This window comes from Micromonospora arborensis (genome assembly GCF_003205615.1).
GTDB lineage: Bacteria > Actinomycetota > Actinomycetes > Mycobacteriales > Micromonosporaceae > Micromonospora > Micromonospora arborensis.
This window is the reverse complement of record NZ_PYBV01000126.1, coordinates 1-486: the sequence shown is the minus strand read 5'-3', so window position 1 is coordinate 486 and position 486 is coordinate 1. Positions and strand designations below refer to the sequence as shown.

Genomic DNA, 486 nt, shown 5'->3' with positions numbered 1-486 from the left:
CTCACTGCCCGCTTTCCAGTCGGGAAGCCTGTCGTGCCAGCTGCATTGATGAATCGGCCAACGCGCGGGGAGAGGCGGTTTTCGTGTTGTGCGGCAGGGTGGTTTTTTTTTTTACCAGTTAGAGGGGGGACAGCTGATTGGCCTTCTCCGCCTTGCCCTGAGAGAGTTGCAGCAAGCGGTCCACGCTGGTTTGCCCCAGCAGGCGAAAATCCTGTTTGATGGTGGTTAACGGCGGGATATAACATGAGCTGTCTTCGGTATCGTCGTATCCCACTACCGAGATATCCGCACCAACGCGCAGCCCGGACTCGGTAATGGCGCGCATTGCGCCCAGCGCCATCTGATCGTTGGCAACCAGCATCGCAGTGGGAACGATGCCCTCATTCAGCATTTGCATGGTTTGTTGAAAACCGGACATGGCACTCCAGTCGCCTTCCCGTTCCGCTATCGGCTGAATTTGATTGCGAGTGAGATATTTATGCCAGC

The 486-nt window shown here is 56.2% G+C and carries 1 pseudogene; it reads right to left on the bottom strand.

Features of this window, described 5'->3' with window-relative positions:
* Nucleotide 1: 1 nt before the first annotated feature.
* A pseudogene (locus C7C45_RS33120) lies at nt 2-486 on the bottom strand (substrate-binding domain-containing protein); the annotation flags it as partial.